The 25,095-nt window shown below is 68.2% G+C and carries 20 protein-coding genes; 8 read left to right on the forward strand and 12 right to left on the reverse strand.

The window, feature by feature from the left end; all coding sequences use genetic code 11:
* Positions 1-112: 112 nt before the first annotated feature.
* A complete protein-coding gene (locus IWX63_RS01865) occupies positions 113-1,750 on the reverse strand; it encodes a peptide ABC transporter substrate-binding protein (RefSeq protein ID WP_199276430.1) in 1,638 nt (545 codons plus the stop codon).
* A gap of 254 nt (positions 1,751-2,004) precedes the next feature.
* A complete protein-coding gene (locus tag IWX63_RS01870) occupies positions 2,005-3,843 on the reverse strand; it encodes an ABC transporter ATP-binding protein (RefSeq protein ID WP_199276431.1) in 1,839 nt (612 codons plus the stop codon).
* A gap of 89 nt (positions 3,844-3,932) precedes the next feature.
* Here IWX63_RS01870 and IWX63_RS01875 point away from each other — a divergent pair, with 89 nt between their 5' ends.
* Positions 3,933-4,556, forward strand: a complete 624-nt coding sequence (locus IWX63_RS01875; protein WP_199276432.1) for a PH domain-containing protein — start codon at positions 3,933-3,935, stop codon at positions 4,554-4,556.
* A gap of 8 nt (positions 4,557-4,564) precedes the next feature.
* Here IWX63_RS01875 and IWX63_RS01880 read toward each other — a convergent pair whose 3' ends face one another.
* The 3 genes from IWX63_RS01880 to IWX63_RS01890 form a co-directional block, all read right to left on the reverse strand.
* A complete protein-coding gene (locus IWX63_RS01880; protein WP_199276433.1) occupies positions 4,565-5,599 on the reverse strand; it encodes an ABC transporter permease in 1,035 nt (344 codons plus the stop codon).
* A complete protein-coding gene (locus tag IWX63_RS01885) occupies positions 5,596-7,137 on the reverse strand; it encodes an ABC transporter permease (protein WP_199276434.1) in 1,542 nt (513 codons plus the stop codon). Before IWX63_RS01885 ends, IWX63_RS01880 begins: the two co-directional genes overlap by 4 nt.
* A gap of 147 nt (positions 7,138-7,284) precedes the next feature.
* Entirely contained in the window at positions 7,285-9,054 is a 1,770-nt protein-coding gene (locus IWX63_RS01890) for an ABC transporter family substrate-binding protein (protein WP_334685550.1), read from the reverse strand.
* A 437-nt stretch (positions 9,055-9,491) separates the two neighbouring features.
* Between IWX63_RS01890 and IWX63_RS01895 the strand changes: the two genes are divergently transcribed.
* The 3 genes from IWX63_RS01895 (at position 9,492) to IWX63_RS01905 (ending at position 12,205) form a co-directional block, all read left to right on the forward strand.
* Positions 9,492-9,806, forward strand: a complete 315-nt coding sequence (locus IWX63_RS01895) for a hypothetical protein (protein WP_199276436.1) — start codon at positions 9,492-9,494, stop codon at positions 9,804-9,806.
* A gap of 161 nt (positions 9,807-9,967) precedes the next feature.
* Entirely contained in the window at positions 9,968-11,311 is a 1,344-nt protein-coding gene (locus tag IWX63_RS01900; protein ID WP_199276437.1) for a DUF1254 domain-containing protein, read from the forward strand.
* A 114-nt stretch (positions 11,312-11,425) separates the two neighbouring features.
* Positions 11,426-12,205: an alpha/beta fold hydrolase gene (locus IWX63_RS01905; protein WP_199276438.1), complete on the forward strand. Its 780-nt coding sequence runs from the start codon at positions 11,426-11,428 to the stop codon at positions 12,203-12,205.
* Between the two features lie 88 nt (positions 12,206-12,293).
* Here the strand turns inward: IWX63_RS01905 and IWX63_RS01910 are convergent, their stop codons facing one another.
* Complete coding sequence (locus IWX63_RS01910) at positions 12,294-13,973, reverse strand: glycosyl hydrolase family 18 protein (protein WP_334685551.1); 1,680 nt, start codon at positions 13,971-13,973, stop codon at positions 12,294-12,296.
* 188 nt (positions 13,974-14,161) lie between these two features.
* Between IWX63_RS01910 and IWX63_RS01915 the strand changes: the two genes are divergently transcribed.
* Complete coding sequence (locus tag IWX63_RS01915) at positions 14,162-14,746, forward strand: DapH/DapD/GlmU-related protein (RefSeq protein ID WP_442859079.1); 585 nt, start codon at positions 14,162-14,164, stop codon at positions 14,744-14,746.
* Between the two features lie 722 nt (positions 14,747-15,468).
* On the opposite strand, the gene ychF is transcribed toward IWX63_RS01915, so the two are convergent.
* Positions 15,469-16,554: a redox-regulated ATPase YchF gene (gene ychF / locus IWX63_RS01920; protein ID WP_199276441.1), complete on the reverse strand. Its 1,086-nt coding sequence runs from the start codon at positions 16,552-16,554 to the stop codon at positions 15,469-15,471.
* 94 nt (positions 16,555-16,648) lie between these two features.
* On the opposite strand from ychF, the gene IWX63_RS01925 reads away from it, so the two are divergent.
* Positions 16,649-17,986, forward strand: coding sequence for a DNA recombination protein RmuC (locus IWX63_RS01925; RefSeq protein WP_199276442.1), 1,338 nt, complete (start codon positions 16,649-16,651; stop codon positions 17,984-17,986).
* A gap of 61 nt (positions 17,987-18,047) precedes the next feature.
* Here IWX63_RS01925 and IWX63_RS01930 read toward each other — a convergent pair whose 3' ends face one another.
* A complete protein-coding gene (locus IWX63_RS01930) occupies positions 18,048-19,139 on the reverse strand; it encodes a 4-hydroxy-3-methylbut-2-enyl diphosphate reductase (protein ID WP_199276443.1) in 1,092 nt (363 codons plus the stop codon).
* A gap of 61 nt (positions 19,140-19,200) precedes the next feature.
* Positions 19,201-20,070: a hypothetical protein gene (locus IWX63_RS01935; protein ID WP_199276444.1), complete on the reverse strand. Its 870-nt coding sequence runs from the start codon at positions 20,068-20,070 to the stop codon at positions 19,201-19,203.
* Positions 20,071-20,233: 163 nt separating this feature from the next.
* On the opposite strand from IWX63_RS01935, the gene xseA reads away from it, so the two are divergent.
* Both xseA and IWX63_RS01945 read left to right on the forward strand, forming a co-directional pair.
* Complete coding sequence (xseA, locus tag IWX63_RS01940) at positions 20,234-21,589, forward strand: exodeoxyribonuclease VII large subunit (protein ID WP_334685552.1); 1,356 nt, start codon at positions 20,234-20,236, stop codon at positions 21,587-21,589.
* A gap of 125 nt (positions 21,590-21,714) precedes the next feature.
* Positions 21,715-21,951, forward strand: coding sequence for an exodeoxyribonuclease VII small subunit (locus IWX63_RS01945; RefSeq protein WP_199276445.1), 237 nt, complete (start codon positions 21,715-21,717; stop codon positions 21,949-21,951).
* Between the two features lie 54 nt (positions 21,952-22,005).
* On the opposite strand, the gene IWX63_RS01950 is transcribed toward IWX63_RS01945, so the two are convergent.
* The 3 genes from IWX63_RS01950 to IWX63_RS01960 form a co-directional block, all read right to left on the reverse strand.
* The gene (locus tag IWX63_RS01950) at positions 22,006-22,842 is read right to left on the reverse strand and encodes a formate/nitrite transporter family protein (protein WP_199276446.1); all 837 of its coding nucleotides are present in this window, start codon (positions 22,840-22,842) and stop codon (positions 22,006-22,008) included.
* Positions 22,843-22,910: 68 nt separating this feature from the next.
* A complete protein-coding gene (locus IWX63_RS01955) occupies positions 22,911-23,765 on the reverse strand; it encodes a PPK2 family polyphosphate kinase (protein WP_199276447.1) in 855 nt (284 codons plus the stop codon).
* 29 nt (positions 23,766-23,794) lie between these two features.
* Complete coding sequence (locus tag IWX63_RS01960) at positions 23,795-25,012, reverse strand: pyridoxal phosphate-dependent aminotransferase (protein ID WP_199276448.1); 1,218 nt, start codon at positions 25,010-25,012, stop codon at positions 23,795-23,797.
* Positions 25,013-25,095 lie beyond the last annotated feature (83 nt).

Raw genomic sequence — 25,095 nt, forward strand, 5'->3', positions numbered from 1 at the left:
GTGCATCCGGACGGGATGCGGGTGGGGGTAGCTCATGGGGTGTCGGACCTTTTCGTTGGAGCACGGAAAAGGGGCCTGCCCTGTGCCGGGCAGGCCCCGAGACCGTGACGGGTTACTTGCCGGTGATGGCGTAGTAGAGCGGGACGCCGTTCCAGCCGAACTCGACGTTGTCCACGTTGTTGCTCCAGCCGCCCTGGGCGACCTGGTACCACAGCGGGATGGCCGGGAGGTCTTCCAGGAGCTGTTCCTGGGCCTTGTTCATGGCCTCGTTGCCCTCTTCGACGGAGCCGGCGGCGAGACCGTCGGTCAGCTGCTCGTCGAATTCGGGGTTGCTGTAGCGGGCATCGTTGGACCCGGCGCCGGTGGCGTAGATGGGTCCGAGGAAGTTGTACAGCGACGGGTAGTCGGCCTGCCAGCCGGCGCGGAGGGCGCCCGTGAGCGTCTCGTCCGTCGCCTCGGTGCGGGCTTCCTTGAAGGTCGCGTAGGGCTTGCCCGCGACCTCGATGCCGAGGTTGTTCTTGATGTTGTTCACCACGGCCTCGACCCACGTCTTGTGGTCGCCCTTGTCGGCGTTGTAGCCGATGGTCAGGGGCTGCGACTCGTCGTACGGCGAGATCTTCTCGGCGTCGGCCCAGAGCTTCTTGGCCTGGTCCGGGTTGTACTCGAGGTTCTCGCTGCCCGTGAGTTCCTCGCTGAAGCCCTCGAGGACGGGAGCCGTGAAGTCCTTCGCCGGTTCGCGGCCGCCGTTGAAGATGACCTCGGTGATCTCCTCGCGGTTGATGGCCATCGACAGCGCCTGGCGGCGCAGCTTGCCGGCCTCGCCCTCCCAGTTCGGGAGGTAGTACGGCACGGCGATCGTCTGGTTGCCCGCGTACGGCGACTCGATGGAACGCTCGCCGAGATCGCTCTTGAAGTTCTTGATGTCGCTCGTCGGGATGGTCTTCAGGACGTCGAGGTTGTCCGAGATCAGGTCCTGGTAGGCCGTCGTGTCGTTCTGGTAGATCTTGAACGTCACGCCGCCGTTCCGGGCGGCCTGGGGGCCCTCGTACTCGTCGTTGGGCACGAGCTCGATCTGCTGGTTGTGCTGCCAGGCACCCTCGGAGGCGAACTTGTAGGGTCCGTTGCCCACCGGGTTCTCACCGAACGTGGCGGGGTCCTCGAGCGCGGCGGCGGGCAGCGGGAAGAACGCGCTGTACCCCAGGCGCAGCGGCCAGTCGGATTCGGGCTGGGACAGCGCCACGGTGAACGTCCGGTCGTCGACGACCTTCAGTCCGCTCATGGTCTCCACGGTGGAGCCCTCGGCACTGGCCTCGTCATAGCCTTCGATGCTCTCGAAGAAGTAGCTCGAGAGCTGGGCGTTCTTCGCGGCGGCACCGTAGTTCCAGGCGTCGACGAAGGAGCTCGCGGTGACGGGGTCGCCGTTGGTGAAGGTCTCGCCCTCCTTGAGCGTGATCGTGTAGTTCTGGGCGTCCTCGGTCTCGATGGACTCGGCCATCTCGTTCTGGGCCTTGCCGTCGGCGTCGTAGCTGACGAGGCCCGCGAAGATGAGGTCGAGGATCGCTCCGCCGCCCACCTCGTTGGTGCTGGTGGGGATCAGCGGGTTCTGGGGCTCGGAGCCGTCCACCACGATGACGGCTTCGGCGTTGTCACCCTCGGTGCCGGCTTCGGTGTCTCCGCCGCCGCATGCGCTGAGCGACAGCGCGGCGATGGCCGCGACGCTGAGCATTCTGGAAGTGCGCGTGAAACGCATTCCGCCTCCTAAAGATCGGTTCGTACCGGCCCGGATCTGGCCGGTTCAGTGGCCCCGCAGAGAGCGAGAGCCAACTCACACCGAGAAATCATATGCCCGTTTTGTTGCTTCTCTGAACATCAGGGGGGGTCGGGTATCCGGCGACGCCCCCGCTCCGGCGGCGGACCGCACTGTTCGCACACGGGAAAGCCCGCTCTGCGACGGCAGGGCGGGCTGTTCCGTGCGTCCGGGCGCGGGGCGGATCCGTCCGTCGGTCAGTCGGTGGTGGCCAGCAGCTTGGCGCGGAGCTCGCGGCGTTCCCGCTGCTTCTCGGGATCGGGCAAGGGGACCGCAGCGAGCAGTCGCTGCGTATACGGGTCCTGTGGGTTGCGCAGGATCTGGTCCCGCGGCCCCTGCTCCACGATCCGGCCGCGCTGCATCACGCAGATGTAGTCGGCGAGGACGTCCACGACCGCCAGGTCGTGGGTGACGAACAGGCAGGCGAAGCCGAGCTCGCGCTGCAGATTCTGGAACAGTTCCAGGACCCTGGCCTGCACGGAGACGTCGAGGGCCGACGTCGGCTCGTCCGCGACCATCAGCTTCGGCTTGAGCGACAGCGCGCGGGCGATCCCCACCCGCTGCTTCTGACCGCCCGAGAGCTCGTGCGGATACCTGTTGCGGTAGGAGCGCGGCAGCTCCACCTGGTCGAGGAGCGCCTCGATGCGATTCTGCAGCTCGCTGCCCTTCGCCTCGCCGGCGAGGTACATGGGCTCGCCGATGCTCTCGCCGATGGGCAACCGCGGGTTCAGGGACGACGACGGGTCCTGGAACACCATGCCGACGTGGCGGCGGACCTTGGCGAGCTCCTTGGAGGTGGGGCGGAATCCCGAGATGTCCGTGCCGACGACCTTCATGGACCCCGCAGCGACGGGCAGCAGCCCGACCGCGGCCCGGCCGATCGTCGTCTTCCCCGAACCCGACTCCCCGACGAGGCCGATGACCTGGCCGGGGTAGACCGTCAGGTTCGCACCCTCGACGGCACGGAACGCGGGGACACGCCCCTGCTTCGGATACTCGATGGCGACGTCGATCAGCTCCAGGACGGGCTCGACGCCGGGCGTCCGGTGCTCGGCCGCCTGCTGCGCACCGGCGAGCTGAGCGAGCACCTCCTGGGCGCGCCGCTCCAGCTCGTCGTGATCGACCGTCTGGAGATCCGTGTGGGTCGCCGCCGCGAGCGCCGCGGTGACGTCGACGTCGTCGTTCCCGTCCCCCTGCCCGAGGTGGGGCACCGCGGCGAGAAGCGCCTTGGTGTACTCGTGCTGCGGGTTTTTGAAGATCTGCTCCGCCGTGCCGGTCTCCACGATGCGGCCCTGGCGCATCACGGCGATGCGGTCGGCGAGGTCCGCGACCACGCCCATGTCGTGGGTGATCAGGACGATCGCGCTGTTGAGCTGGGTCCTGAGGTTGCGCATGAGGTCGAGGATCTCGGCCTGCACCGTCACGTCGAGGGCCGTGGTGGGCTCGTCGGCGATGAGGAGTTTCGGGTCGCAGGACAGGGACTGGGCGATCATGGCGCGCTGGCGCTGACCGCCGGAGAGCTGGTGCGGGTAGGACCGGAACGCCTTGTCCGGATCCGGCAGCTCGACCATCTGCAGGAGGCGCAGGGCACGCTGTTTCGCCTCGTCGGGCGAGATCTCGTTGTGCAGGCGCAGCGTCTCGACGATCTGGAACCCGACGGTGTAGACGGGGTTCAGGGCCGTCATGGGTTCCTGGAAGATGACGGCGACGTCGTTGCCGCGGATCTGGCGCAGCTTGGCGGGGGACATCGTGAGCACCGACTTGCCGTTGAGCAGCACCTCGCCCGTGACCCGGCTGTTCGAGGGCAGCAGCCCGAGCAGCGACATCGAACTCGCGCTCTTGCCGGAGCCGGACTCCCCCACGATCGCGAGCACCTCGCCGGCCCTGACCTCGTAGTTGAGGTCGATGGCCGCGGGGACCCACTTCTTGTCGACGCCGAAATCCACGCTGAGGTTCCGGACCTCGAGCACGGGGCCCTGGGGTGCCGGCAGGCCCGCTCCGGTGTCTCCGGTGCCGCCGATGACCTGGGTACTCATGAGGGGTCCTCCTTCGTGATGGAGGCTCCGCGGGATCGCGGCCCCTCCTGGATTGCCGCGAGCGGCTGCCGTGCTGGGATCATTGAGCCATGAAGAGCTCGAGGGTGGCCGGGGCCACCGTGTTCAGGCCGCGGACCAGTTTCTGGTTCACGGGCGTCGCCGTACTGGTCGCGCTCGGCGGACTGGCGACCGTCGTCGCCGAGCAGGGCCCCGCCGGCCTGCTCGCCGGCTGGCCGCTGATCGGCGTCGCCTACGCGGGCTGGTGGCTGTTCTGGTACCCCGCGGTGGTGTTCGCCGAGGACGCCGTCACGCTCCGCAACCCCCTGGCGACCATCCGGGTCCCGTGGTCCGCGCTGATCGACGTCGACACCAAGTACGCCTTGAAGCTCGTCACGCCGTCGGGGGCGTACACCGCCTGGGCCGCGCCGGCTCCCGGGGTGTGGGGAACCCATGCCGGCAAACCCGAGCATGTCACGAACCTGCCCTCGACGAGCTACGGTCCCGGCGGCTCCATCCGCCCCGGCGACCTGAAGAACACCGACTCGGGGTACGCCGCCTACGAGGTGCGCACGCGCTGGCAGGCCCTCGTGGAGAGCGGCGGGATCGACGTCGACCACCCGGGCGGCGTCCGACGTCACTGGAACTGGCCCTGCATCGCCGGTGCGGTCCTGCTGGTGGTGGCCGGCGCCGTCTCGTTGAACCTTGGCTCCTAGGGACCTGTTCACGCGCTTGCAGGCTTCCCTGATTCCTTGGCCCGGCTCGCGCTGAACTTCTTCTGCCGCGGGTCGAAGGCGTCGCGGAGGCCGTCGCCGATGAAGTTGATGCACAGGCAGATCAGCACGATGAACAGGCCGGGGAACCAGAACAGCCACGGCCGCGTCTGGAACGCCTCCTGGTTCTGGCTGATGATCAGGCCCAGGGAGACGTCCGGCGCTTTCACGCCGAAGCCGATGTAGCTCAGTGCGGTCTCGAGCAGGATGGCCGAGGACATGAGCAGGGTGGTGTTCACGATGATGACGCCCACGGCGTTCGGCAGGATGTGCTTGAAGATGATCCGGGTGTTCGAGGCTCCGGCGATCTTCGCCGCATCGACGAATTCGCGCTCGCGCAGCGTCAGGAACTCGCCGCGGACGAGTCGCGCGAGGCCGGTCCAGAGCACCAGCCCGAGGAAGAGCCCCAGGAGCCAGATCTGCGCGCCGGGCCCGACGACCCTGTTGACCGCCTGCCCGAGGGTCGCTGCGGCGAGGACCACGGGGATGATGATGATGACGTCGGTGAAACGCATCAGCACGGCCTCGGGCCAGCCGCGGAAGTACCCGGAGCAGGCGCCGATGATGACCCCGACCAGGCCCGCGAGGGCCCCGATGATGAACATGATGATGATCGAGTTCTGGGTACCGCGCATCGTCATGGCGAAGTAGTCGCGGCCGATCGAATCCTGGCCGAACGGGTGTTCCCCCCAGCTGAAGGGGCCGGTGACGGTCGGGGCGCCCCCGTTGAGCAGGGGGAGGAATTCGGTGTGGTTGTACTTCCACCATCCGGGGATGCCGGCGAACCCGACGGACGTGAACGCGAGGACGAACACGATGGCGAAGACGACGAGGCTGATGATCGCCGCGGTGTTGTCGAAGAACTTCTTCCGGACGATCTGGCCCTGCGACAGGCCCTTCGCCTCGGGTTCGGCCTCCGGGCGCTCGGGTCCGGTGACGGTTGCCGTCTCACTGTTGGGAAAATCGGAGGGGGTCTGGATGCTCATGCTTTTACCCTTACGCGAGGATCGAGGACCGAGTACGCGATGTCGGCGACGAGGTTGAAGACCAGTGCCAGGATGCCGGCCACCAGGAAGAAGCCCATGATGGGGTCGGGGTCCGTGCGCTGGAGGGCCTGGACGAAGAGCTGGCCCATGCCCGAGAAGGCGAACACCTGTTCGGTGATGATGGCGCCGCCGATCAGCGCTCCGATGTCGAAGGCCACGAGCGTCGCGAGCGGGATCAGCGCGTTGCGGAACGCGTGCCGCATGACGACCGTCCGCTCACTGAGGCCCTTGGCCCGGGCGGTGCGGATGTAGTCCATGTTCATGATCTCGAGCATGGACGCGCGCGAGTAGCGGCTGTAGCTGGCGAGGGACGCGAGCAGCAGCGCGAGGGTGGGGAGCAGCAGGTGCGTGAAGGTGTCCAGGCCGTTGATCCAGAACGTCCCGTCCAGCCCGGGGGTCTCGGCGCCGACCGTGGCGATCGGCCTTCCGCGGACGCGCGGGTTGCTCACGTAGGACGGCCACGTGACCATGAAGCGGTCCACGACGATCAGGAACCCCATGAGCACTCCGGTGAGGGCCGCGGCGCGCATGCTCTGGCTGCGGTCGTAGCCGCCCATGGCGTAGCCGACGCCCATGCCGACGAGCACCGTGGTGACCGCGAGGATGATGATCATCCAGATGGTCGCGGCGTTGAGGATCGGGTTGACCACGTAGTAGGCGACGAGGCCCAGGGCCACCATGATCAGCGAGGAGTACAGGGCCTTGCGGTTGCGGAGGCCCGCCGTGAGCAGGACGATGCCGAAGGCGATACCGACCCCGGTGACGAGGATGACGATCGGCCCGAGGCCGGGATTCGCGAACCAGCCCACGAGGTCGAGGATGGAGAGCAGGGCCGCGGCGACGGCGGCGCCCAGGAGGAACGCGACCCCCTTCCGTTTCCAGGACGTGCTGGCGAAGAGCGCCCAGATCAGTCCGCTCGCGATGGCGACGACGGCGATGGTGGACGCCGGTATGTCGGGGTCGTCGAGGAAGTTGTTGAACCCGATGGCACCGAATTCCTTGAGGAGGACGGCCAGCCAGAAGATCGGGAGGGAGAAGAACAGGAAGGACATGAACGTCACGCCGTAGTCGAGGCCGCTGTACTGGCGCAGTGCGGTGATGATGCCCAGCGAGATCCCGATGATGATCGCGAGCACCGTGGCGGTGGCGACGAGCGTGATGGTGTTGCCCATCGCGCGGCCGAGCGAGGTGGTGACGGCTTCACCCTGGATGCTGGCCCCGAGGTCGCACGTCGCGGCGAAGGGGATGATGCACTTCGCAGCCCCGGCGAGCCAGCCGAAGTACCGCAGGGGCGCCGGCGTATTGAGATCCAGCAGCTCGGTGCGCGCCTGGATCAGCTGGTCCCGGTTCGGGGCGTTGCTCGCGCGCAGGTCCTCGAGGGGATCACCGGACAGGGCGGTGAGCTGGTACACGACGAACGATGCGCCGAACAGGATGAGGACGGCAGTCACCAGACGCCGAACGATGTAGGTCACCATAGGTCTCAGGCCTCAAGATTGGATCGGGTAGGGGGTTCCCGTAATAACGCAGATTCTAGTTCAGTGGCATAGAAGAAGGCGCCGGGACGGGCGAGTCCCCCGTCCCGGCGCCTTCCTTCTACGGTCGAGCGTGTTCCGACGTCGGAACTACTGGACGACCTGCCAGTCCCAGAAGTTCCACCAGACACCGGTCTGGTTCGGCATGTACTCGATGCCGGTGACGTTGTCGCTGAAGGCGTCGACGCCGGGCACCTGGAACAGCGGCAGTCCGTACTTCGAGTCCCAGATCAGCTTGTCGATCTGGATCTGGATCTTGTCCTGCTCGGCCGGATCCGTGGTCACGATGAGCTCGTCCATCAGCTTGTCCGCCTCGGGGCTCGAGAACCCGTTGAAGTTGGAGCCGTTGGCCGTCTTGAAGATCTGCGGCACACCGGACACGCCGACGCCCGAGTTGATCCAGCCGAAGATGGTGGCGTCGTAGGTCCCGTTGCCGAGCGCTGCTCCCCAGTCCGAGGATCCGAGGCCGCCGTCGACGATCTTGAACCCGGCCTGAGCGGCGGATTCAGCGATCAGCGTGTACGAGTTGAGGCGGTTCGGGTTGTCGCGGTTGTACATGATGCGGACCTCGGGGGTCGCTCCGGCAAGGAGTTCCTTCGCGCCCTCGATGTCGACCTCTCCGTAGGCTTCCGACCCGTTGTTGGCGGCGGACTCCTCGTAGGGCTCCTGATCCGTGAGGAACAGCTGCGAGTCGAGCGGCGTGGCGTCAGGGTTGATCTTCTTGACGATCGTGTCCACGAGCTGCTGACGCGGCACGGTCTTCATGAACGCCTCGCGGACCTTCTCGTCCTCGAACACGCCACTGAAGTTGAGGTCGAGGTGGTCGTAGGAGAGCTGGTTGCCCTGCTCCACCGTGACACCCTCGAGGCCCTCGAGCTGCTCGACCGTGTCGGCCGACGCCTGCGGGGCGATGATGTCCACCTCGCCGTTCTGCAGGGCCTGCACCTGGGCGGGAGCTTCACCGATGTAGCGGACGGTGATCTCGTCGACCTTCGGGGTGGGGCCCCAGTCGTAGTCCTCATTGCGGGTCAGCGTCATCGACTGGTCCGGTGTGATGGCCGAGGCGATGAAGGGACCGTTGGAGAGGAAGAGCGACGGGTCGGTGGGAAGCGACTTGGTGTCGAAGCCCGTGTTCCAGAAGTCCGCCAGCGCCTGGACCTCGGGACGCTCCACGGGAGCCTCCGGATCACCGGCGGGCGTCGTCTTGATGATCTCGATCAGCGCATCCTCGTCGGCCAGGCCGCCCTTCTCGGCGAGCACGTGGGCGGGCGTATCGATGCCACCCTCGCTCATCAGGCCGAAGGCGACTTCGTAGTCGGCGAAGGGCTCGGAGTAGTTCAGGGTGATGGAGCGGCCGTCCTCGCCGATCTCCGGGAGTTCGGTGAGCCCGAGGCCACCGGTATCGCCCGCGTAGTCGAAGTAGGTGGCGCCGGAGACGACCTCACCCGCGTCGTCTGTCTTGGCGTCGTTGAAGTAGCCGGACTCGATGGCCCAGGCCAGCATCAGGTCTCCGCCGTCGACCGGTTCGCCATCGGACCAGTTGACACCCTCGTTGACCGTGTACTTGACGCTCAGTGGGTCCTCGGAGAGGACCTCCATCGTGCCGAAGTCCTCGTTCTTCACAACCTCGAGGTCGTTGTTGATGTAGACGAAGCCGGAGTGGGTCGCGTAGGCGATCTTTCCGTTGATGTCCACATTGCCTTCGGACGTGCTCGAGTTGAACGAGCTGAAGGCATTGACTTCGACGACGCGGATGTTTCCGCCGGTTGCTTCGCCCTCGGTGCCTTCTTCGGTGGTTTCAGTTCCCGTGTTGGCAGCGCAGGCGCTCAGTGCGAGTGCTGCGACAGCAGCAACTCCCACAGCTTTGGAAGTACGTCCGAAACGCATTCCGCCTCCTCTTTCATAGTGTGGTTCCAGCTTCACGCGGTGTTGCATGACAGCCGGCACGTCACCCCCAGGGGTGACGCTACTCACGTGAGCAAAAGCCTAAGTGGACATCGTTACCAACAGGTATCCGAGGGAGGGGGCAGTTAGGTGTTGTTACCGAGCTGCAACCAAAGCTTCACAGGTAGTCCCCAGGAGTTCCCCAGCAACCTGTGGTCGTCGAGCGGTACGGTCCCGGCGGAGCGCCCGGACTGCGGTCGTGTTTCCCCGGGGCCGGCGCCGCTCACGGACCGGCGCTTGATAACGCCGTCGCCGCAGTGCTTTGCTAGGGAGACGGCCGCCGGACCGATGCCCGGCGGACGCGGACCGGGTGGACCCCCGGGACCTGGCACGCGGTACGGACGAGGAGCACCATGGCCTGGCTGTTCGTGGACAAGCACGCGGCGGTCTGGGACGACGACGAGAACGTCCAGGCGGCGATCGGAGCCCTCAAGGCGCGCCTCGACGAGCACTCCGAGGTGCACCTGTCCATTCAGAGCAAGGGCCTGAAGGGACCGGTGTTCGTCATCACCCGGGACACCGTGCTCAGCTCCCCCGAACTCAGCAACCGTTTCAACGCGGACCTGTTCGCCGAGCTCACGACGCCGACGGCGCGCAACAGCCCGACGATCCACTGGTTCTCGGACGGGCGCGGCTTCGTGTCGGAGACCACCAGCCGGATGTGGTGACCCGGCCGCCAACACGACCGGGTGCGCAGGTGTGGTGGGTCCGCCAGCCGTGGACCCACGACGACTGCGCGACGGCCTCGGCGCCGTCAGCCCGTCGCGGCGCGGGCCTCATCCTGTCCGGGTGATGCCGCGGGGTCTGACGCTCCCCGAGACTCGACCCCATGACAACCGATATGCCTGCCGAGCCCCAGTTCGACCTGCGTCGGATCGCACGCGAGGGATATGCCTATTTCTATCCCCTGCTGACGATGGAGCTGACGAGACGGCAGGTGACGAACAGTCCGTTGGGCCAGGGAATGGGCCACGGGCCGAAGAACACCTTCGTCCATGTCCGTCGGTTCCCGGACGCGGAGTTCCGGGCCGTGGTCCGTCCGAACTTCGACACCCTGTACTCCTCGGCGTGGCTGGACCTCACCACCGGGCCGGTCGTCGTGACGGCACCGGTCACTGACGGACGCTACTACCTGCTGCCCATGTACGACATGTGGTCCGACGCCTTTGCTGCTCCGGGCTGGCGCACGTCCGGTACCGGTGCCGCGCACTGGGGCGTCATCCCGCCGGGCTGGACGGGAGAGCTGCCGGACGGGGTCTCGGCCATTCACGCACCGACGCCCGCAGTGTGGGTCATCGGACGGACCCAGACCAACGGGCCGGCCGACTACGACGCCGTGAGCCACGTGCAGGACGGCTTCGTCGTCACACCGCTGGACCAGTGGGGCGGCGAGCCGAAGCCGGTGACCGTCGACGTCGATCCGACCGTCGACATGGACACGGAACCGTTGCGCCAGGTCAACGCGCTGAGTGGTGCGGCCTACTTCGCGCTGGCGGCCGAACTCCTGAAGTCCCATCCGCCGCACGTGACCGACTGGTCGATGCTGGCGCGCCTGAGGCGTCTCGGCATCGTGGCGGGTGAGACGTTCGACCCGAGCCGGGTGCCCGAGGCCGTCGCCGCAGCCATCGAGGGTGTGCCCGCCGAGATGCAGGAGCGCATGACGGCGTTGTTGCCGACCCTTGCCCGTGTTGCGAACGGGTGGGGGATGAACACCGACACGATGGGCGTCTACGGCAACTTCTACCTCAAGCGCGCCATCGTCGCGATGATCGGGCTCGGTGCCAACAACGTGGACGACGCCATCTACCCGCTGCAGTTCGCCGACGCCGACGGCAACCCGACCGATGGGTCCCACAAGTACGTCCTGCACTTCGATGCCGGGCAGCATCCGCCCGTCGACGCGTTCTGGTCGGTGACGGTGTACGACCAGGAGGGGTTCCAGGTCGCCAACGCCATCGACCGGTACGCGATCGGCGACCGTGACGGCCTCCGATCCGCGGACGACGGCTCCCTCGAGATCCTCATCCAGCACGAGTCCCCCGGCCCGGAGGCCGAGACCAACTGGTTGCCGGCACCGAAGGGGCCGTTCAACCTCTGCATGCGCCTGTACGCCCCGCAACCCGCGGCACTCGACGGGAGCTGGAACCCGCCGCCGCTACGGGCCGCCCCCTAGGTGGTCGCCCTGATCTGATGGTCCGGCGGTGAGACAGAACCCCGGCACGGCGTCCGACCACGGGATATCAGCGGTGGGTCTCGCGGGAGCCTCCCGCGACAGGAGGGTTCGGCGATGAGTAGTCGCCTGGCCGCGTACCGGCGGGCGGGTCGTCCTCCGACCGTACTGCTCCTGCACGGCGTCTTCATGGATCACACCCTGTGGGACGACGTGCTGAAACTCCGATCCGACATCCGGGCCGTGATACTCGACATGCCCGGACACGGCACCAGCGACCCGGCCGGCCTGACCAGTCTCGATGCGGCGATGGACGCCGTCACAGCGACCCTGACAGCCGAGGACGCCCCGCCGGTGGTGATCGTCGGCCACAGCTGGGGCGGCATGGTGGGGCTACGCCTGGCTGTGGCCCGCCCGGATCTTGTCCGTGGTCTCGTGCTGTCCAACACGCCCCTTGTCCGAACCCATGGACCGACACGAATCGGGTTCCAGGCCCAACGGGCTCTCCTCGCCGCGGGATTCCCGCCAACCGCATACGGACGCATGGCCGCCCGATCCCTGATCGGCCCCGAGTACCTCGTGGATCATCCCGACGTGGCCGGCCGGATGGCCGCACGGGTGTCGGCCATGGGCCGGACCCGCATCCGGCAGACGCTGACCTCTGTCCTGCTGGCCCCCCGCGACGCAGTGCACCTGGTGGGAGAACTCCAGATCCCGTGGCGTGCCGTGGGCGGCGCCCGGGACTACGTCCTGGCGGGAGGCGTCGCGGACGTGATCCGCCAGAAGGGCGATCTCCTGATCGCCCCCGGCGGCCACACCAGCCCGCTTGAAGCCCCGCACGTGATCGCTGACGCTCTGGGCGCCGTCCTGGACGACATCCATCGGCCTCACGGTTGAGGATGGCCAGCTCTGGAACGACGGGAAGCCTCAGTCCTGACCAGGGGTCCGAGTGGTCGACGGTCGGCTCTGCCCCGACCCTCGGCGGTCAGCCGTCCGCCGGCCTCCACGGGCCCCACTGCTCGACGCCGGGAACATCACCGCGGGTCCACCATTGCGTCCGGTACACCTCGCCCTCGAAGATCACCCGACGGCCCTCGGTGTAGACGCCGTCCTCGTCCCAGGCCACGGGCTCGGCGTCCGCAGCCTCCTGGGCGGACAGTGAGGCTACGCCTGCCGGCGTGGCACCCGGCGTACCCGGCGCCGCCTTCGGCGTACCGGAAGGCTGGACCGCGATCTCCGGCGTCACCCGGTCGCGGGCCGGGCCTCGGGGAGCATCGCGCAGCCGATCGGACAGCACGGCCAGGAGCGAACCGTCCCGGTTGCCCGCCAGGTCCCACCACATGCCACCGCCGAGCCCCTTCTCCAGGATGTAGTCGCTCTTGAGGCGCACGGTTTCCGGGTTGTCATAGCTCCACCACTGATCGCCGTCGAACCGCCAGGCCGCCCCGAGTGCGGGGTCGGTGAACTCCTCGCCGACCTCGCGCACTTCGTCGTAATCCTGGAGGCCGGGCTCTTCGACGCCCGGCGCGGGTGCCGTGGCTGCGCCCCAGGGCTCCGCGGAGTCGGCACCCACCCAGCCCCTGCCGAACATCGCGAGGCCGAGCCCCAGCTGGGCGGGATCGATTCCGGCATCGAGATAGGCCTTCACTGCCTGGTCCGCGGAGAATCGCTCACGGTCGGGGCGCGGATCCTGCGGATCGTCGAAGAGGTTTGCCTGATGGCCGGTGAGCCCCGGATCCCAGGTCCCCCACAGGTCGTAGCCCTGGATGTTTCCGAAGTCGAGATACTCGAACAGTTCCGGGTCGTTCCAGCCGCCGACCTCGATATCCACCGGATTCGCGGGAAGGAAGGCACTCAGGGAATAGGAAGCCCCCGTGCGGGCACCATAGGCATCGAGCTGCTCCCGGAACTCCCTCAGCAACAGCCGGAAGTTCTCGGCGTCGTTCTCGGCGTCCACGCCGTTCCCGTCGAGACCGTTGTCGCTGCCGGGCCACTCCCAGTCGATGTCGATCCCGTCGAAGATGCCGGCCGCAGCCCCGCTCCCTCCCCTGCCGTCTATCACCGGAAGATTTCCCTTGATATACAGGTCGATACAGGAGGCGACGAGCGCCTTGCGGGATTCGTCGGTGGCCGCGGCGCGCGAGAAGTTCTTCGACCAGGTCCACCCGCCGAGGGAGATCACCGCACGCAGCCCCGGGTTGGCTGCCTTCAGCTGCCGGAGCTGGTTGAAGGACCCGGCCAACGGCTGGGTGGCCGTGTCGCCGATGCCGGCAACGGAGCCGGCGGCGTCGTACGCCATGCCGTAATCCGCCCACGCATCGGAGGCGCCGTCGGAGCCGTCCGGACCGCTTCCTTGAGCCTTGTTCGCCTCGAAGCAGGTCAGCGTCTCGTGGTGGATGTTGCCGAAGGCGTAGTTGATGTGGCTCATGTTCTCGACGGCACCCGAGTCCTGGAGGGCCTTCATCGGGAATTGGCGCGCATAGATCCCCCACTGGGGGAAGTAGCCGACGTTCCGGTAGCCGTTGATACGGGCCGGGGTTGTGGCGGGAGCCTCGGAACGGGTTCCCTCCGAGGCGTCCTGAACGGCGCAGGAGGCGATGCCGGTGATTCCCAGCAGGGCCACGACGATCAGGATACCGATCAGCAGCGATCGGCGCGGGCGCACTCGTTTCATTCTTCTCCCCGGTCTGTGGGACCAGCAGCGGCCCCCTCAGGCTACGGTATGAAGCTTGGCCACGGGTGGAATCGGCGCCGAACTCGTCGAAGCAGACCGCCCCCGGCAATCAGGGTGCTTCTGTTGAATCCATCTGCTTGCGCCCTCAGGGTGCGGCACGGGCACGATACCGTTGGTGCATGGCCGAAATACCGGGTCTCGACGAGCTCCTGACCGCTTTGAACGCCGGGGAGACGATCCCCGGAGGTTCACCGCACCATGAGGCTATGCACGCCGCGAGCCAGGAGTCGCTGCGCATCACCGCCGAGCTCAATGGGCGGTACCACTCCCCCGACGAGGTGCGCGCCCTGATGAGCGAGCTGACCGGGCGCGAGGTCCCCGGGTCCTTCCAACTTTTTCCGCCGTTCAGCGCTGACTTCGGCAAGAACATCCGCTTCGGCGCGGAGGTGTTCGTCAACAGCGGCTGCCGGTTCCAGGACCAGGGCGGTATCGACATCGGTGATGGCTCCCTCATCGGCCACAATGCCGTGATCACGACCCTGAACCACGACATGTTGCCGAGCCGACGGGCCGACATGCACCCGGCCCGCGTTGTGATCGGCTCGGGCGTGTGGTTCGGTGCCAACGTGACGGTGTTGCCGGGCGTGACGATCGGCGATGGGGCCGTGGTGGGCGCCGGGGCGGTCGTCACGAAGGACGTTCCCGCAGGGGCAGTGGTCGTGGGTGTGCCAGCACGGCAGGTAGGCACCGTTCCGGAAGGGTGATCGTCCGGCCGGGACGGGAGTGTCCTGCAGATCCGACCAGACGGGCGGTGGACCCCGAACCGGCGCTCACCGAGAAAAGCGGTGGGCGGTGGTGCGCCTCGTTGCTGACTGGCCCCTCAGCGGACACCGTTATGCGGGCGCCTGAATGGGGCGGGCCACCACCAGCGATGTCGTGATTGGTGCTCAGCCCTGCGACGGGCAGTGTCCAGATAATCCTCGCGCGCCGGATCAAAGACCGACTCAGGCAGAGTCAGCGGTGCACGGCCCAACTCACGTCCTGCCAGTAGATCGCTGATTGCCCTCGGTATCAGCCGCATCCCCCCAGAACCCTTCACGGACCGCCGGAGCTGTCCGCCCTCCTCCGTGAGCCGCATCCCCCAGGATGAGTCCACCTCAGCAAGGCCGGAGCCGACCAGGATCGAGATTGCCGTCTCCATCTGTTTCCGTGAAGGGACGTCGGCCTGCAGCATGTCCCATCCCGACAGCAACCCACGTATCGATGAGGGGTGCTTCCCACGACGCAGCAGGGTCATGAGCGTCGCGGCATCATCCATGTCTCTCCGGTCCATGACGTTCAGGCTAGCGCGCTTCGAGCCCCCACCGAGGCGGGAGCAATCACCGTCACGGAAGTGAGTTGCGTTCCCATCCGCCGATGCAGCGACGACAGGAAAGCCCGGGATGCAATCAGCACCCCGGGCCTTCCTCAAGCAATTGGTCGAGACCTAGACATTGAATCTGAATTCGACCACGTCGCCGTCGGACATGACGTATTCCTTGCCCTCGATGCGCACCTTGCCCCGGGACTTGGCCTCGGCCATGGTCCGGGCAGCCATGAGGTCCTCGAAATGCACCACCTCGGCCTTGATGAACCCCCGCTGGAAATCGGAGTGGATGACGCCTGCGGCCTCCGGCGCCGTCGCACCCTTCCTGATCGTCCAGGCCCGGGTTTCCTTCGGGCCGGCGGTGAGGTAGGTCTGCAGGCCGAGCGTGTGGAAGCCGACGCGGGCGAGCTGGTCGAGGCCCGACTCGTCCTGGCCGTTCATCTCGAGCATCTCGCGGGCCTCGGCCTCGTCGAGCTCCACGAGGTCGGCTTCGAGCTTGGCGTCGAGGAAGATGGCGTCGGCGGGGGCGACGAGCTGCTGCAGCTCGGCCTGTCGGTCCTTGCTGCCGAGCACGGCGTCGTCCACATTGAACACGTAGATGAAGGGCTTGGCCGTGAGCAGGCTGAGCTCGCGGAGGTGCTCCATCTCCAGCTTGTCGCTGGTGACCGACGCGAAGATCGTGTCGCCACGTTCGAGGACGGACTGCGCGGCCTGCATGGCGGTCAGCTGCGCGGCCTCGCGCTTCTTGATCTTCACTTCCTTCTCGACGCGCGGGATGGCCTTCTCGAGCGTCTGCAGGTCGGCGAGGATCAGTTCGGTGTTGATGGTCTCCATGTCGGAGCGCGGGTCCACCTTGCCGTCGACGTGGATGACGTCGGGGTCGTCGAACACCCGGATGACCTGGGCGATCGCCTCGGCCTCGCGGATGTTCGCCAGGAACTGGTTGCCGAGGCCCTCGCCCTCGGACGCGCCCTTCACGATGCCGGCGATGTCCACGAAGGACACGGTCGCCGGCAGGATCTGCTTGGACCCGAAGACCTCGGCGAGCTGCGCCAGGCGCGGGTCGGGCAGGCTGACCACGCCGACGTTCGGCTCGATCGTCGCGAACGGGTAGTTCGCCGCCAGCACGTTGTTGCGCGTCAGCGCGTTGAAGAGGGTTGATTTGCCGACGTTGGGCAGTCCGACGATGCCGATAGTAAGAGCCACGGGAGACAAGTCTACCGGGCATCGAGCGGCAGTCCCGCGGTGTCGTCGATGGGCGATGGCGAGGAATGTCGGAGCTTCCTGCGACAGTGTGGGCATGAGCACAACCACCGTCCTCCTCGACATTCTCGCCTTCGTCCTCGGGTGCGCCGTCGGCGCCTTCCTGGTGGCACGCTCCCTCCGGGCCCGCGCCGAGGAGCTCCGTGCGGAGCTCGACGACGCGACCGCCCGCCTCGGAAGCACGACGACGGGCCTCGCGGCGGCCGCAGCGCAGCGGGACCTCCTGCAGCAGCACAACCGCGAATTGACCGGCCGGACGTCGACGGACAACGACGTCCTGCGTGCCCTCGCCCCGGTCGCCGAGAAGCTCACGCACGTCCAGCAGCAGGTGGGCCTGCTGGAGCGCGACCGCGTGGAGCAGTACGGGCAGCTCGCCCGGCAGCTCGAGGAGTCACGGGAAGCGGACGCCCTGCTGCTGTCGACGACGCACTCACTCGCGGGCGCGCTGCGCAGCAACAGTGCGCGCGGCCAGTGGGGCGAGATCCAGTTGCGGCGCGTCGTCGAGGCGGCGGGCATGCTGTCACGGGTCGATTTCCTGGAGCAGGTCTCGGTCTCGGCCGGCAGTGACGGCGAGACGGCGCGGCCCGACATGGTGGTGCAGCTTCCGGGCGACAAGCAGATCGTCATCGACGCCAAGGTGCCCCTGAGCGCCTTCCTCGCCGCCCAGGAACTGGCGGGCGCGGGCGACGCGTCCACGGACGCCGGCGCCGCTGCCGGTTTCGAGGCACGGCGCGCGGAGTTGCTGAAGCAGCACGGGAAGGCGCTCCGGGCGCACGTCGACGCCCTGGCCCGTAAGAAGTACTGGGAGGGGGCGACGAACTCCCCCGAGCTCGTCATCTGCTTCATCCCGGTCGAGTCCGTCCTGTCGGAGGCCCTCCGCGCGGATCCTGAACTGCTGGACTACGCCTTCAGTCGCAGCGTCGCCCTCGCCTCGCCGGTGTCGCTGCTCGGCATCCTCAAGGGGGCTGCCTTCAGCTGGCGCCAGGCCGTCCTCACCGATAACGCGCGGGAACTGTTCGACCTGTCCAAGCAGCTGTACGAGCGCCTCGGCACCATGGGCGGGCACGTCACCCGCCTCGGGGCGTCCCTGAAGACATCGGTGGAGCGGTACAACTCCTTCGTCGGCGCACTCGAGTCGAGGGTCCTGCCGACCGCCCGGCGCATCGGCGCCTTCGATTCGGCGTCACTCGACGTCGTCGACGCGGCGGCCGAAGGATCCGACGCCGCCGGACACAGCGCCGACGTGAGCCTGCTCGGCACCGCGCGGGCGCAGCGGGTGGGCAGTGCGGCGGCCTCCGGTGAGGCGGCCGCCTCCATCGACGCGACGCCGCGATCCCTCACCGCCCACGAACTCCTCGACGGCACGGCGGGCTAGGACCACTGCACCCGGCGCTGCGGTCGGACGGCCTGTCGCCGCTCCGCACTGCGCGGGGAGGTCAGTTCAGCGAGGTCCGGTCCGGCCCGCGTCCACCCCGGCCCTGCGACGGGTCCCCCATCGCCTTGAGGGCTGCGCGGATCTCCTTCGGCAGGGAGAAGATGATGTCCTCCTGCGCTGTCACGACTTCCTCGACCTCGCCGTAGCCGTACTCCGCGAGCAGCCGCAGGACGTCCTGCACGAGGTTCTCCGGCACGGAGGCTCCGGAGGAGATGCCGACGGTCGCCACGCCCTCGAACCAGGACTCGTCCACCTCGTTCGCGAAGTCGACGCGGTACGCAGCCTGAGCACCGTACTCGAGCGCGACCTCCACCAGGCGGACGGAGTTCGAGGAGTTGGCCGACCCCACCACGATGACGAGGTCCGTCTGCGGTGCGATCTTCTTGATGGCCGCCTGCCGGTTGGACGTGGCGTAGCAGATGTCGTCGCTCGGCGGATCCTGGAGCGTGGGGAAGCGCTCCTTGAGGAGGTTCACGGTCAGCATGGTCTCGTCGACGCTCAGCGTGGTCTGCGAGAGCCAGATGAGCCGCTCGGGGTCGCGCACCTGGACCTTGTCGACGTCCTCCGGCCCGTTCACGATCTGGATGTGGTCGGGGGCCTCGCCGGCCGTCCCCTCCACTTCCTCGTGGCCCTCGTGGCCGATCAGCAGGATGTCGAAGTCGTCCTTGGCGAAGCGCTGGGCCTCCTTGTGCACCTTCGTCACGAGGGGGCAGGTGGCATCGATGGTGCGCAACCCGCGGTCCTCCGCCGACTGCACGACCGCGGGTGAGACGCCGTGGGCCGAGAAGACGACGAGCGCCCCCTCGGGGACCTCGTCCGTCTCGTCGACGAAGATGGCACCCTTCGCCTCGAGCGTCGAGACGACGTGGAGGTTGTGCACGATCTGCTTGCGCACGTACACCGGGGGCCCGTAGTGCTCGAGGGCCTTCTCGACGGCGATGACCGCCCGGTCCACGCCTGCGCAGTACCCGCGAGGGGCTGCGAGCAGCACCTTCCTCTCCCCCGCGACAGGCGCGGCGGCGAGCACGTCCGCAGGCGTGCGGCGCCTGCGCGGGATGGTGGGCATGGGGACCTGAACGGTGGTGCTGGTCATGCGGCGATTCTACCGGCTCGGCGAGCCGGGCCCGCGTGATCCGGAGCCGGTCCGCTGTGAGCTAAGCCCGGCGCCTGCGACCGGAGGCGAGCTGCGCCACAACGCCGAGGGCGATCGCGGCGAGTCCGGCGACGACCACCGGCACGCTGTCGGCCGCGATGCCGGCGCCGACCCGGTCGGCGAGGCCGCCGAGGAACACGTCGGCGACAGCACCCGTCCCTGGTACCCGGCCCGCTGCGGTGGGGACCCAGCCCACGGCGAGGGTCCCGATGATGCCGATGACCACCACCCCGAGTCCCAGCAGGGCGAGGGTTGTTCCGCGCCGTCGCGCCACCACCAGGGCCAGCACGGCCAGCACGCCCGCACCGGCGAGGTACAGGGGCCAGGACTGCACCGTATCCACCACGACGCCGAGCGCTCCGCTGCGTTCGATGGAACCGATGGCGATGGTGGTGTCCTCGGGGACCGGGACATCGATCCCCAGGCTTCCGCCCACGCTGTCGGCCACGAGACCCGCGACCGGCGCCAGGTCGAGCGTCAGGAGAGCCGGCCCCGGTTCCGTCGGGTCCGCGGCGTGGGCCATGGTGAAGGCGTGGGAGCGGCGAAGAACCTCGGCCCAGGCTGCCGGATAGCCGGTGGACGCCGTGACCGCCGCCGTCGCGTCCCTGACGAGCGGTTCCACGAGGGTGTCGAACTGGTCCGGAAGACCGCTGCGCGTGGTGAAGTCCTCGGCGACGGAAGCCGTGAGGGCCTCCTGGAACTGGGCATCCTGACCGAGCGGTGCGGCGAGTGCGATGAACCCCGACTCCTCCACGAGGTTCCCGTCCACCCAGGCGCACGCCAGGCCGCCGGCGGTGGCGATGAGCGCGAGCAGGGCCAGCAGGGCAGAGGCGACGGTCCGCATGGATTCCTTACCGTGGGGTGAGGTCACGATTATGCCTGCTCCGACCTCACCGGGGTCCCGTGCCGGTGTCACCGTCCCGCGGGCGCACATACCCCGGCGGTCGCTGCCTCCGGGGGTGAGGGATGGTAGAGATGGACAGTGCGGACTCCACGATCAGACGCCGCAGCACCCATTCGAGGACAGGACACCCATGACGAGCGAGGGAATGCGGGCGCGGCCCGGCGGTGGCTCCGGTGACTCCGGTGACTCCGGTGGCTCCGGTGACTCCGGCGACTCCCCTGACGCCGGTGGGGCACGGGCGACGTCGACCGTCCCCGCCACGGCGGCGGAGACGTCGCCGGACTCCCCGTGGCCGCTCCACCTGCTCTCGGAGAAGCTGAAGGCGCACATCGACAGGGCCCCTGCGGCGTGGGTCGAGGGGCAGGTCATCGAGCTCAACCGCCGTGCCAGCATGTGCTACATCACCCTCCGGGACGTCGACACCGAGGTGTCGCTCTCCCTGTCGGTCTACGGCAGCGTCATGGATCGCGTGTCCTCCCCCCTGGACCGGGGTTCCCGTGTGGTGGCGCGCCTCAAGCCGGACTTCTGGGTCAAGACCGGGCGTCTGTCGATGCAGACCATCGACATCCGGCCGGTCGGGATCGGTGACCTCCTGGCCCGGATCGAACGACTGCGGCAGTCGCTGGCGGCGGAGGGCCTGTTCGCGCCGGCCCGCAAGAAGCGGTTGCCGCTGCTCCCCCACCGCATCGGACTCATCACCGGACGCGATTCGGACGCCATGAAGGACGTGATGCGGAACGCAGCGCTGCGGTGGCCCGCCGTCGAGTTCGACGTCAGGGAGGTCGCCGTCCAGGGCGTGAACAGCGTGGCGCAGGTGACCGGGGCCCTGGCGGCGCTCGACGCGGACCCGCACGTGGACGTGATCATCATCGCCCGGGGCGGCGGCGCCCTCGAGGATCTCCTGCCCTTCAGCGACGAGTCCCTGGTCAGGGCCGTCGCCATGGCCACCACGCCCGTGGTCAGCGCCATCGGGCACGAAGCGGACCGGCCCCTGCTCGACGAGGTGGCGGACCTTCGGGCCTCCACGCCCACGGACGCCGCGAAGCGCGTGGTCCCCGACGTCACGGAGGAGCTCGGGCGGATCGGCCAGGCCCGTGCGGCACTCGAGCGGTCCATCCGCGTCCTCGTGCACCGCGAGGGCGAGAGCCTCGCGAACCTGCGCTCCCGCCCCTCCCTGGCACGGCCCGAGGGGATGATCGACGTCCGGCAGGCCGACGTCGAGCGCCTGCGGTCGCGCGCCCTGCGGTCCACCACGGCCGCAGTGGAACGCGACGCCGACGCGGTCCACCACCTCCGCGAGCGCGTGCGCTCCCTTTCGCCCCAGAACACCCTCGACCGTGGGTACGCCGTCGTGCAGCGCCCGGACGGGCACGTGGTGAGGACCCCCGACGACGTGGAGCGCGGCGATGCCGTGCGGATCCGCGTCGCCGGCGGGCTGCTCGGCGCCGCCATCGGTGACCTGCCGGCGCCGCCGGAAGCGTCGTGACGCGGCGTGCAGGACGGCGCACGCCGCGGTCCTGACCGCACGCGCCGAGCCGGACCACCCCCAGACAATCCCCTGATACACACCGAGGCCCGGACACGGGCCATCCAGCAGACGAGGACCATGCCATGTCGGACAACCAGCAGCCGGACCCCAGCCCCGCCACAGTGGACACGCTGTCCTACGAACAGGCCCGGGAGGAGCTCGTCGCCGTCGTCTCCCGGCTGGAGGCCGGGGGCGTGAGTCTCGAGGAGTCCCTCGCGCTCTGGGAACGCGGCGAGGCCCTGGCCGACCGCTGCGAGGCGTGGCTCGAGGGCGCCAAGGCCAGGCTGGCCGCGGCCCGGGACAAGGCCGAGGGCAAGTAGCGCCGGGATACCGCGCGGACAATCCGAGGGCGAGGACCCGTCGGGTCGAAGGACTCACCGGCCGTGTGGTGCCTCGGGATCGGTGGGTGCTTCCGCACGGCGCTCCTGGATCAGTTCCTTCGTGCGCACGAGCCGCAGCAGGGTGACAAGGACGAGTCCGCCCAGCATGTTGAACAGCAGGGTGTAGCCGAAGAAGCCGAGCCACTGGTCGTAGCCGATGTCCGCTCCGGAGTGGATGGCGGCGAAGATCAGGAGGGAATCGAGGATCGAGTGGAAGAGCTGCAGGCCCGCGAGCAGGAACCCGCCGATCATCGTCGCCACGATCTTCGCGACATCGTTCGACGTGCCCTGCTGCATGCGGCTCATCAGGGTGATCGTGCTCCCGCCCAGGACGGCCAGGGCCACGGTCTGCAGGGAGAACGGCGCGTCGACGAAGTGGTGGGCGCTCCTGCTCACGGTCCCGGACCACTGGGGGAAGGCCTGCATGACGATCCAGACGAAGATCCACCCGCCGGCCAGGTTCGCAACGAGCGTGCCGCCCCACAGCTTCGCGAGCTGGGCGATGCTGCCCTCCTTGGCCACGACCGCGGCGACCGGCATCAGGAAATTCTCGGTGAACAGCTCGCTGTGCGCGAGGAGCAGCGCGACGAGCCCGACGCCGAAAGCGAGCCCCGCAAGGAGCTCGTTCCCGGTCTCGTGCAGCACGGCGAGATACGCCATGATGCCGAGCCCGATCTCGAACCCGCCGAACAGCCCGGTGACGATGATGTTCCTCAGGGTCCGCTGGAGCCGATCGGCACCCTCGTCCACGGTCCTGTCGAACGACTCCTTGAGTTCGTCCTCGACCGGGGCGTCCGAATCGCCGAGTTCCCGCCTGCGTGCCTCGCTCATGTGTCCTTCCGGGCTCCGTCGTTGGTCCTCACCTGCCCCCGCGCCGTCGGCCTCAGCGGGTCAGCAGGTCAGGACGAGTGCAGCCGCTGCTGCTCCGCTGCGACATCGAACGATGCCCGCGGCCAGCTCAGCTGCATGTCCTCCAGCGTCGCGGTGAGCAGGTGCTGCACGGCGAGCCTGGCGTACCACTTGCGGTCGGCGGGTACGACGTACCAGGGGGAATCCGCCGCGCTCGTCCGCTCGACGGCCACCTGGTAGGCGTCCTGGTACTGCTGCCAGAGCGCGCGGTCCTCGATGTCGTCGGGGCTGTACTTCCAGAACTTGTCCTTGCGGTCGAGGCGGTCGGCGAGCCGCGCCTTCTGCTCGTCCTCGCTGATGTGCAGCATCACCTTGACCACCCGGGTGCCTGCGCCCACCACCTGGTCCTCGAACTTCCGGATGGCCGCGTACCGCTTCTCCACCTCGGCCGCCGGCGACAGCGCACGCACGCGGTGGATCAGGACGTCCTCGTAGTGCGACCGGTCGAAGACCCCGATCATGCCCGGGGCCGGCAGCCGGCGGCGGACGCGCCAGAGGAAGCTGTGCCGCTGTTCCTCCTCCGTCGGGGCCTTGAAGGCGTGGTGCTGGACCCCCTGCGGGTGCACCTGCCCGACGACGTGGCGGACGACCCCGCCCTTGCCGGAGGTGTCCATCCCCTGCAGGATGAGCAGCACGGCGAGGTCGCTGCCGGCCCGGCTCTCGGCGAAGAGCTTCTCCTGCAGCGACGCGAGTGCGTCCGCTCCCGCGGCGAGGGCCTCGGCGCCCTGCTTCTTCCCGCCGTCGAAGCCGGGCGTGGAGCGGGGGTCGACGGCCGCGAGCGAGAAGTCCGGTCCCGCCAGCAGGAGCCGGCGCGTCTCAGCGGTGGTGTCGGTTCCTGACGGCATGGGGCCTCCTGCGGGTCGGGCGGAACTGCTCAGGGCTTGTAGGTGGACAGGAAGTCCGCGAGGCGCCCGACGGCGTCCTCGATCACCTCGACGCTCGGCAGCGTCACCATGCGGAAGTGGTCGGTGTTGACCCAGTTGAAGGCGCTGCCGTGCGAGATGAGGATCTTCTGCTGCTTGAGGAGGTCCAGGGCGAACTGCTCGTCATCCTTGATCGGGTAGACCTCCGGGTCGAGCTTGGGGAAGAGGTACAGGGCGCCCTGCGCCAGTTCGCAGCTGACGCCGGGAATCGCATTGAGCATCTGCGCGGCCTTGTCACGCTGCTGACGCAGGCGACCCCCGGGCAGGATGAGGTCGTTGATGCTCTGGTGGCCGCCGAGCGCGGTCTGGATGGCGTGCTGGGCCGGGACGTTCGCGCACAGGCGCATGTTGGCGAGGAGGTTGATGCCCTCGATGTAGTCGGCGGCGTCGCGCTTGGGCCCGGAGATGGCCATCCAGCCGCTGCGGAAACCGGCGATGCGGTACGCCTTCGAGAGTCCGCTGAAGGTCAGGCAGAGGACGTCGTCGCCCGTGACGGACGCGGCGTTGATGTGCACGGCGTCGTCGTAGAGGATCTTCTCGTAGATCTCGTCCGCGAACACGATGAGTTCGTGCTCTCGTGCCAGCCGCACGATCCCCTCGAGGATGCTCCGGGGGTACACCGCCCCGGTCGGGTTGTTCGGGTTGATGAGGACGATGCCCTTGGTGTTGGGCGTGATCTTGGACGCGATGTCCTCGAGGTCGGGCCACCAGTGGTTGTCCTCGTCGCAGAGGTAGTGGACGGGGGTGCCGCTGGCGAGGGCCACGGACGCGGTCCAGAGGGGGTAGTCCGGCGTGGGGATCAGGATCTCGTCGCCCGCGTTCAGCAGGGCCTGCATGGACAGCGTGATGAGTTCGCTGACGCCGTTGCCGAGGTACACGTCGTCGACGTGGATCGAGTTGATGCCGCGGCTCTGGTAGTACTGCACGACGGCCGTGCGCGCCGAGAAGATGCCGCGGGAGTCGCTGTAGCCCTGCGCCTCGGGAAGATTGCGGATCATGTCCACGAGGATGGCGTCGGGCGCCTCGAAACCGAACGGCGCGGGGTTGCCGATGTTGAGCTTCAGGATGCGGTGCCCCTGGGCCTCCATGGTCATGGCGTGCTCGAGCAGCGGCCCCCTGATGTCGTAGAGGACGTTCTGGAGTTTGCCGGACTGCTTGTACGTGGCCATCTCTTCAGGATGCCACAGCAGGGGCCCACTGCGCGGCTTAGCAATGCCGTACAGCGGGCCCCTGCCGGGATGGAACGGCCTGC

This window comes from Arthrobacter sp. CAN_A2 (assembly GCF_015752045.1).
Taxonomy (GTDB): domain Bacteria; phylum Actinomycetota; class Actinomycetes; order Actinomycetales; family Micrococcaceae; genus Arthrobacter_D.

Coding starts and splice junctions, on each gene's coding strand:
- IWX63_RS01960 (WP_199276448.1), bottom strand. CDS start 25,012: ATGGCCACGTACAAGCAGTCCGGCAAACTCCAGAACGTCCTCTACGAC.
- IWX63_RS01900 (WP_199276437.1), top strand. CDS start 9,968: ATGACAACCGATATGCCTGCCGAGCCCCAGTTCGACCTGCGTCGGATC.
- IWX63_RS01875 (WP_199276432.1), top strand. CDS start 3,933: ATGAAGAGCTCGAGGGTGGCCGGGGCCACCGTGTTCAGGCCGCGGACC.
- IWX63_RS01905 (WP_199276438.1), top strand. CDS start 11,426: ATGAGTAGTCGCCTGGCCGCGTACCGGCGGGCGGGTCGTCCTCCGACC.
- IWX63_RS01930 (WP_199276443.1), bottom strand. CDS start 19,139: ATGACCAGCACCACCGTTCAGGTCCCCATGCCCACCATCCCGCGCAGG.
- IWX63_RS01925 (WP_199276442.1), top strand. CDS start 16,649: ATGAGCACAACCACCGTCCTCCTCGACATTCTCGCCTTCGTCCTCGGG.
- IWX63_RS01955 (WP_199276447.1), bottom strand. CDS start 23,765: ATGCCGTCAGGAACCGACACCACCGCTGAGACGCGCCGGCTCCTGCTG.
- IWX63_RS01895 (WP_199276436.1), top strand. CDS start 9,492: ATGGCCTGGCTGTTCGTGGACAAGCACGCGGCGGTCTGGGACGACGAC.
- IWX63_RS01880 (WP_199276433.1), bottom strand. CDS start 5,599: ATGAGCATCCAGACCCCCTCCGATTTTCCCAACAGTGAGACGGCAACC.
- IWX63_RS01950 (WP_199276446.1), bottom strand. CDS start 22,842: ATGAGCGAGGCACGCAGGCGGGAACTCGGCGATTCGGACGCCCCGGTC.
- IWX63_RS01870 (WP_199276431.1), bottom strand. CDS start 3,843: ATGAGTACCCAGGTCATCGGCGGCACCGGAGACACCGGAGCGGGCCTG.
- IWX63_RS01885 (WP_199276434.1), bottom strand. CDS start 7,137: ATGGTGACCTACATCGTTCGGCGTCTGGTGACTGCCGTCCTCATCCTG.
- IWX63_RS01915 (WP_442859079.1), top strand. CDS start 14,162: ATGGCCGAAATACCGGGTCTCGACGAGCTCCTGACCGCTTTGAACGCC.
- IWX63_RS01945 (WP_199276445.1), top strand. CDS start 21,715: ATGTCGGACAACCAGCAGCCGGACCCCAGCCCCGCCACAGTGGACACG.
- xseA (WP_334685552.1), top strand. CDS start 20,234: ATGACGAGCGAGGGAATGCGGGCGCGGCCCGGCGGTGGCTCCGGTGAC.
- IWX63_RS01865 (WP_199276430.1), bottom strand. CDS start 1,750: ATGCGTTTCACGCGCACTTCCAGAATGCTCAGCGTCGCGGCCATCGCC.